At 50.4% G+C, this 8,357-nt stretch carries 5 protein-coding genes; 1 reads left to right on the top strand and 4 read right to left on the bottom strand.

Translation table 11 applies throughout. From position 1 onward, the window contains the following. The 4 genes from L3J94_11930 to dnaE all read right to left on the bottom strand — a co-directional run. A partial coding sequence (locus tag L3J94_11930) for a hypothetical protein (protein MCF6219431.1) occupies positions 1-355 on the bottom strand: 355 nt, incomplete at its 3' end. Between the two features lie 379 nt (positions 356-734). Next, on the bottom strand, positions 735-1,985 hold the full coding sequence (tilS, locus tag L3J94_11925) for a tRNA lysidine(34) synthetase TilS (GenBank protein MCF6219430.1): 1,251 nt from the start codon (positions 1,983-1,985) through the stop codon (positions 735-737). A 76-nt stretch (positions 1,986-2,061) separates the two neighbouring features. Then, positions 2,062-3,021: an acetyl-CoA carboxylase carboxyl transferase subunit alpha gene (gene accA / locus L3J94_11920; protein MCF6219429.1), complete on the bottom strand. Its 960-nt coding sequence runs from the start codon at positions 3,019-3,021 to the stop codon at positions 2,062-2,064. A 102-nt stretch (positions 3,022-3,123) separates the two neighbouring features. Further along, complete coding sequence (dnaE, locus tag L3J94_11915) at positions 3,124-6,606, bottom strand: DNA polymerase III subunit alpha (protein MCF6219428.1); 3,483 nt, start codon at positions 6,604-6,606, stop codon at positions 3,124-3,126. A gap of 143 nt (positions 6,607-6,749) precedes the next feature. Here dnaE and L3J94_11910 point away from each other — a divergent pair, with 143 nt between their 5' ends. Next, positions 6,750-7,874 carry an IS110 family transposase gene (locus L3J94_11910; GenBank protein ID MCF6219427.1) on the top strand — a complete coding sequence of 375 codons (1,125 nt, stop codon included), beginning with the start codon at positions 6,750-6,752 and terminating at the stop codon, positions 7,872-7,874. The last annotated feature ends 483 nt before the right edge of the window (positions 7,875-8,357 follow it).

Here is an 8,357-nt window from a genome sequence, read left to right as displayed (position 1 = left end):
AGGAGAGGCAGAGCTTGGAGGAGCTGGTGGGGGCTGACGGCACGCCGGAGAGCTGAGTCGCTTCCATGGAGCTGGAGTCATACATACTGTAAACAGCCGTGTAACCAGCTCCCCCCTCCAGGCTGCGATTCCACAGTGGCGCATTGGTGCTGGTATCTGCGCCGTGGGGGGTGTGGCAGAAGACGCAGATTTGTGCTTCAGAGGTTGCGGTCACCGTGCGGGGGTCAGCGCCTTCACCGCCCCAGGTCATGGAGAGGTTGTGTTTGGTATTGGCAATGTCCGATACTTTTGCGGCCTGAGCACTACTTAATATCAGCAGCGATCCGGCAGCAAGTGCAATACAACTAACTCGCATTCCTTTACATCCTCTTCAAAAAAACAGTACCCGCGTTTGCTCTATATCGGAATCTTCAAAAAACTATTAAGCCCTGCACCCATAAAACACCCAAATTCGACATACAACATCAAACAGAAAACTAACATTTTGATTGCATTTTCTAAACAATAATCTCAAAACAGCACTCAAATTCAAGCATTTCACAACGACGAAAATAACACAAAAAACAACCACTTTTCAATTACATAAAAAATATCTACAACGATACACCATCAGTACCATCCTAAAATAACCATTTTAATAAACAAAAATTTATCAAAAAAAACAGCAATTTGCTCTTCATATATAAGAAGAGCGCACCCGTGCAATAGTAACCCCCGCAATAGATCATTAATCTCTACAAGCCTGCAATTTCCAACAACTCGCCTCTTACATACAATAACGGTATACGATTTCTCTGCCACGGTGGCACACCCTGTTTCTGAAACAGCTTTTTAAGTGAGGTGTGGTGGCTCTTGTTTGGCAGGCGAATTTCTTCACCGCCTTGGCGGAAGCGTATTTGAATGTCATATTTCTGGGCAACCTTGAGCTCGCTACGCTGCAATGTTAATCCCAGTGAGTCAATGACTAACGATGGCTGTTGTGCAGGCCACTCTATAATTTGACCCGCCTCGTGGAGCGGTAATGGCAAAAGCAGGTAGAGCTGACCGGAAAAGCGCCGCATCTCTGCCCCAGGCCAGGCCACCTGCGGCATGGCATCTGCTCTGGCCATTAGCAGCCTTGTGGTTATTTGTTGCAGCTGTCGACTGGTAGGCAGTGGCAACCCCTGCTTTGAAATCCAGTAGCGAAGCAGGTTATTCTGCCGCACACGATTCAGCACTAATAACTCACTAACGGGTAGTATCATTGAGTCCGCCTGGCCCATATTGCGCAGATCCTGCGCCGCTAACTCATCACAGAGTTGTGAGCTTTCTGCACAGTGGGAGGCGCTACGACTCAGGGTTGCACTCATGCTCGGCCAGCGCAGCTGTAGCTGTGGGATTATCTGGTTACGCAGATAGTTTCGATCATAACCACTGTTCTGATTACTCTCATCCTCTACCCAACTAAGCCGGTGATATTCAGCATAATCCTGCAGCTGTCGACGTGAATAGGCGAGTAAGGGGCGGTTGAGTTGGCCAGCAGAAAACGGTTGGGTAGCGGGCATTGCGGCTAGCCCCTTGATACCGCAACCGCGCAATAGCTGTATCAACACGGTCTCTGCCTGGTCATCCTGGTGATGCCCTGTTAGCAACACATCACCCGCCTTCATCTTTTCTGCAATGGCCTGATAGCGGACTTCTCGTGCGGTTGCTTCGGGGCTTTCGCCCTTTTTGGGCTGTGCATTAACCGCAATTGATTCAAAACATACAGCCATGTTGGCAGCACTGCGGGCACACGCCAGCTGCCACTCATCTGCATGAATACTCAGACCGTGGTGAATATGTATAGCGCAGAGGTGGTTTTTTAGATGTCCGGTAGCGGCGAGTTGGCTCAAGGCGTGCAATAAAACTGTCGAATCCAGGCCGCCACTATAGGCGACCCAGAGCGTTTTATGGGCTGAAAACCCAGGTAATTCGGTGAGCAGTTGTTGTGGGGAGAGTGTCATAAACAGAGTTTTTCATCGCCTTACAGGGCGACCCAGGAGGTGTAAAACGATCGCACTCAGTAAATAACCATCGATATTAGGACTCTTTGAAGTTACCCAGTGACATCAAACGATCATAGCGGGTCGTCAATAGTTGCTCTTCAGAGAGTTGATCAAGGCTATTCAAATTATCAAGCAGTGCTGTTTTCAAACTTTCTGCCATCGCATCCACATCACGATGTGCACCACCGAGTGGCTCGGAAATAATGGTATCAATCAGTGCCAGCTCTTTAAGGCGTTTAGCGGTAATACCCATCGCCTCGGCGGCATCAGAGGCACGTTCTGCACTTTTCCACAAAATAGTGGCGCATCCTTCGGGGGATATGACCGAGTAGGTGGCATGTTGCAGCATCATGATGCGATCCCCTACCCCAATCGCCAGTGCGCCACCTGAGCCGCCCTCACCTATAACCGTACAAATAATAGGTGTTTTAAGGCGCGCCATCACTTCGAGATTTTTGGCAATCGCCTCTGACTGGTTACGCTCTTCTGCGTCAATCCCCGGATAGGCACCTGGCGTATCAATAAAGGTCAAAACTGGCATTTTAAACCGCTCTGCCATCTCCATCAGGCGCAGAGCCTTGCGGTACCCTTCTGGGCGTGGCATTCCAAAGTTACGGCGGATTTTCTCTTTGGTATCACGCCCTTTCTGCTGGCCGATTACCATTACCGGGCGACCCTCAAGGCGACCGATTCCGCCCACCAAGGCGGGATCGTCGGCAAAGTGACGGTCACCGTGCAACTCTTCAAAGTCGGTCAAAATACGCTCAATGTAATCCATGGTATAAGGACGCTGGGGGTGACGTGCCAGCTGAGAGACTTGCCATGCATTCAGCTTGGAAAAGATCTCTTCAGTTAGTTTTTCACTCTTCTTCTGTAGCGTGCTGATTTCATCGGAGAGATTAATCTCAGAGTCATTTCCAACGTGACGCAGCTCTTCTATCTTCGCCTCTAACTCGGCAATGGGGCGTTCAAAATCCAGAAAATTCATATTCATTCTTTATCACTCAAGTTTCACTTGCTCTCGAATTGTTGATTGTAAGGCTTTTTACCCTAAAAAACGACATTAAGGCGATAGCCATGAAAAACAGCACCCCTATTACGGCGCATTTTTACGGTAGATAATCTCTACATTTTCACTACCCAGCAGTTCGCGCAGTGAGTCCAGCAACAACTCTTCCGGACGCATACGCCAGCCGTCACCAAAACGGATTTCTACCTTAGCATCATCATTATGATACTCAACAAGCAGAGGGCACGCCCCTTTGCAATAGGGGGTTAAGCGTTGGCTGAGTTCATCCAGAAAACCATCCGCCACAGTGGCCTGGCCAAAACGCATCACCATCTGTTTGGCAAACTGCTCCCGTGCCTGGGTCAGATCGTAGAGCTCTTTACAGTTCAGACGCAGGCCACCACTGTAGTCATCGTTGCTGACATCCCCTTCCACCACCAGAATGTTATCTTTCAACAGAATATCTCTATGGCGCTCCAGTGCCTCCGAAAAGAGCGTAAATTCAATCCGTGCACTACGGTCATCCAGCGTTATGATGGCCATTTTTCCACGACGGGAGTTGATCATACGTATATCCAGCAGTAGGCCAGCCACCACCACTCGACTACCCCTGGCCGGTTTTAAGTCGACAATGCGCGAAGTTGTCATATTACGCAGCTCTGCTGCATAAGGCTGAATCGGGTGACCGGTAAGAAACAGCCCCAGGGTCTCTTTTTCCAACTTCAGGCGATAATCTTCTTTCCACTCTGGTATCACATCATAATACCCGGCACTCTCACCACTTTTGGCAGTTGGCTCGGTAAAGCCGAACATATCCATTACCCCGGAGAGCTGGTCTTTGTTGTGTTTGTCGGCCATTTTCAGTGCTGTTTCGATACTGTTCATTAGCGTGGCCCGGTTAGGGCCAATGTTATCCATAGCACCACCCCGCACCAGTGCCTCCAGCACCCGTTTATTTACCTTGCGCAGATCGCTACGGCGACAGAAATCAAACAGATCTTTATAAGGGCCCTTTTGCTGGCGCTCGTTGATTATGTTCTCGATAGCGCCTTCACCCACCCCCTTAATCGCCCCCAGACCATACAACACCGTCTGCTGGTCCAGCACGGTAAATTGATATGCACAGGCATTCACATCCGGCGGTACCACCTTCAGCTTCATATCACTACACTCATCCACCAAAATGACTACTTTATCGGTGTTATCCATATCTGCCGACATCACCGCCGCCATAAAAGCGGCCGGGTAGTGTGCTTTGAGCCAGGCGGTTTGATAAGAGACCAACGCATAAGCTGCCGAGTGTGATTTATTGAAGCCGTAACCGGCAAATTTCTCAACCAGGTCAAATATTTTCATTGCCAGCTCACCATCAACACCGTTGTTAATGGCACCCTCTTCGAAGATTTTACGCTGCTTGTCCATCTCTTCAGGCTTTTTCTTGCCCATGGCGCGGCGCAACATATCTGCACCACCCAGGGTGTATCCCGAGAGTACCTGAGCGATCTGCATCACCTGCTCCTGATAGAGGATGATGCCGTAGGTAGGCTCTAAAATCTCCTTCAGGGAGTCGTGTTGCCACTGGGCATCAGGATATGAGACCCGCTCACGACCATGTTTACGGTTGATAAAATTATCTACCATCCCCGATTGCAGCGGGCCTGGGCGAAACAGCGCCACAAGGGCGATAATATCTTCAAAGGAGTCGGGCTGTAGTCGCTTGATCAAATCCTTCATACCACGAGATTCCAGCTGAAAGACCGCAGTGGTTTTGCAGCTTTTCAACAGGGTGAATGAAGCGCGGTCATCCAGTGGAATCGAGATAATATCGATCTCTTCACCAGTGGATTTTTTGATGTTTTTAATTGTCCAGTCGATGATGGTGAGGGTGCGTAGCCCCAGGAAATCAAACTTCACCAGGCCGACTGACTCCACATCATTCTTATCAAACTGTGTCACCAGTGATGTGCCGCCCTCCTCACAATAGAGTGGTGCAAAATCAGTGAGTTTGGTGGGGCTGATAACCACACCTCCAGCATGCTTACCTGCATTACGGGTTAACCCTTCCAGCTTAAAGGCCATATCCAGCAGCGCCGTGACCTCTTCATTCTCTTCATATTCACGCTTGAACTCCGGTTCCATCTCCATGGCTTTGCTCAAGGTCATACCCGGTTCAAATGGAATCATCTTGGAGATACGATCAACAAAACCGTAGGGGTGGCCCAGCACACGCCCCACATCTCGTACCACCGCCTTAGCCGCCATGGTGCCATAGGTAATAATTTGCGAAACTTTGTCGCGCCCGTAAAGCTGCGCCACATAATCGATCACACGGTCACGCCCATCCATACAAAAATCGATGTCAAAATCGGGCATTGAGACACGTTCAGGATTCAGAAACCGCTCAAACAGCAGGTCATATGCCAGCGGGTCAAGATCGGTAATATCCAGCGCATAGGCGACCAGTGAACCGGCACCAGAACCCCGCCCAGGCCCAACAGGCACACCATTGCTCTTGCCCCAGCGGATAAAGTCAGCAACAATCAAAAAGTAACCGGGAAACCCCATACCGATGATGACATTAAGCTCAATCTCTAACCGCTCGTCATAAGCCTTGCGTCGCTCGGAAAAATCAACTGCCTCACGGTCAAACAGAAAATCGAGCCGCTTCTCCAGCCCTTCACGGGAGAGCTGGCGAAAATAGTCATCCATAGTCAAGCCTTGCGGCACCGGAAAGTCAGGTAGGTAATAGGTACCCTGGCTCACCTCAACACTACAGCGCTTGGCTATTTCAACCGTATTGGCCAGTGCCTCAGGAATATCTGAAAACAGATCAGCCATCTCCTGTGGGGTTCGTAAATATTGCTGATCAGAGTAATTTTTAGGTCGATGGGGGTCATCCAGCACCCGCCCTTCATTGATACAGACACGTAACTCATGTGCCTCAAAGTCATCCCTGGTGATAAAACAGACCTCATTAGTGGCCACTACAGGGGTGTTCGTCGCAGCCGCCAACTCAACCGCCATATGCAAGTACTCATTCTCCTTCACTCGCCCAGTCCGGGTCAGTTCCAGGTAGAAGTGATCCGGAAAGATTGCCTTCCATTCACTCAAACAGCGCGCCGCTTGATCACGATTCCCCGACAGCAAGGCTTGACCAACCTCACCCTGCCGCCCCCCCGAGAGTGCAATTAACCCGGCTGACTTCTCTGCAACCCACTCACGACGAACAATGGCTTTTCCATGGTGCTGCCCCTCGGTATAGCTTTGAGAGATGATCTCAGTAAGGTTTCGATACCCCTGTTGATTCTTGCTCAACAGCAACAGATGAAAAGGCTGATTTGGCTCTTCTTCATTGTTCAACCAGATATCACAGCCGATGATCGGCTTTACACCAGCGGCTACCGCCGCATTATAAAACTTCACCAAACCAAACATATTACTCTGGTCAGTTAACGCCACCGCAGGCATACCTGCGGCCGCCACCGCTTTAACCAGCGGCTTAAGGCGCACCATGCCGTCAACCAAGGAGAATTCAGAGTGGAGTCGAAGATGTACAAAGGTAGGATTCATGCGGGCACTTTACGGCAATGGAGAGAGCGGTTCAAGCCAGCAGTCTAGACATCATGTATTGACCTGCCCAACCTCAAGCGACGTGGGTTAAGCTGAGGTTGGAACAACCGGTGGCTCAGCGCCACAATTGAGGAGGACAGGTCATGAAAGAGTTTAGCAAGTACGTTGGTTTAGATACACACAAAGAAACGATAGCGGTTGCGGTCGCGGATGCCTTGGGTGGAAAGCCGCAGTATTACGGTGAGATAGCCAATACCCCGGCAGCGGTGCGCAAGTTGGTGAAGAACTTATGTCCCGATGGTGAGATGCTCTCATTTTGCTACGAGGCGGGGCCGTGTGGTTATGAGGTATACCGCCAGATCAGCCAGCTTGGTCACCATTGCAGTGTGGTCGCCCCTTCACTGATTCCATTGAAACCGGGTGAACGAGTGAAGACGGATCGGCGCGATAGTGAAAAGCTCAGTCGACTGGATAGAGCAGGCGAACTCACACCGGTCTGGGTGCCTGATCAGGAACAGGAAGCGATGCGCGATCTCACGCGGGCTCGCGAAGATATGAAGGGCCTGGAACGGACGACCAAGCAACGACTGAATGCTTTTCTGCTGCGTTACGGGCGAATTTATGAAAGCGGCAAAAGCCGCTGGACCCAGACACACTTTCGTTGGCTGGAGGGGCTTAAGTTTGATATTACAATACAACAGATTGTTTTTCAGGAATACGTGGATGCGGTTAAACAGGGCGAGGCGCGTGTTGTCGGGCTTGAAAAGGAGATGGAGAAGGCGCTGAAACATTGGGTATTGGCACCAGTAGTTGAAGCCTTGATGGCGTTGCGAGGTATCAAGCTGATTACCGCGATGACGATCATGGCGGAACTTGGGGATATTACCCGGTTTGACTCGCCACGCCAGTTGATGAGTTTCTTGGGGCTGGTTCCGAGCGAATTCTCCAGTGGTCAAACGCGTCGCCGAGGCGGGATCACCAAGACGGGCAACGGCCATGTCAGACGTGTGTTGATCGAATCAGGTTGGTGCTATCGATTTCCCGCCCGCAAGACCGCTCATTTACAACGACGGGCAGAAAAGTGTTCGAGTGAGGTACAAGCCATTGCCTGGAAGGCGCAGAAACATCTGTGTGGACGTTACGCACACTTGCTTGAGCGAGGCAAACTGAAAGTGCAGGTTTGTACGGCGGTTGCGCGCGAGTTGGTTGGATTCATCTGGGCCATTGCTTGCGAAGTGATGAATCAACGTGTGGTGAGTGCACGTTAAACAAGCAAGCGAACACAGGCCAATCAAAACAGTGAATACAAAAACAGACAGTGAGTCTTTGAACCAGGGCATGAGGGGCCGGTTGGAGAACCCTCGGAACTCCTATGAGGTGCCCAGAACAACGGGACGACCCTCGATTCTAGAGCGAGGCAGCTCCACGACTAAGAGAAGTCAGGCGGTTCCGACCTGCGCATATCAGAGTGATCTACCGTCCTTGATTGCCGCCCGTGCTCTGCTCTAAAGGCTTGCTGTATGAAGGAGGTAAGTATGAAATGTTAGAATGTGTGGTACCAATAGTTGACAGGTCAATACATATCAGTAGTTTGCATCACCAAGGATAAACCCTACAACAAAAGGTTAATATTGCATTTGGTCGAGTAGATGGGTTCCTCTAGCTTTATCAGGATCATGATGGCCATCACACGGCCGATTTCCTGCTTCTACCATTGTTACCACACCCCTCTCAGAACCGTGCTTGCGCTA

The organism is Gammaproteobacteria bacterium (genome assembly GCA_021647245.1).
In the GTDB taxonomy this organism is placed as follows: domain Bacteria; phylum Pseudomonadota; class Gammaproteobacteria; order RBG-16-57-12; family RBG-16-57-12; genus JAFLJP01.
The sequence above is the reverse complement of the archived record's forward strand: the minus strand, read 5'-3'. Positions and strand labels throughout refer to the sequence as shown.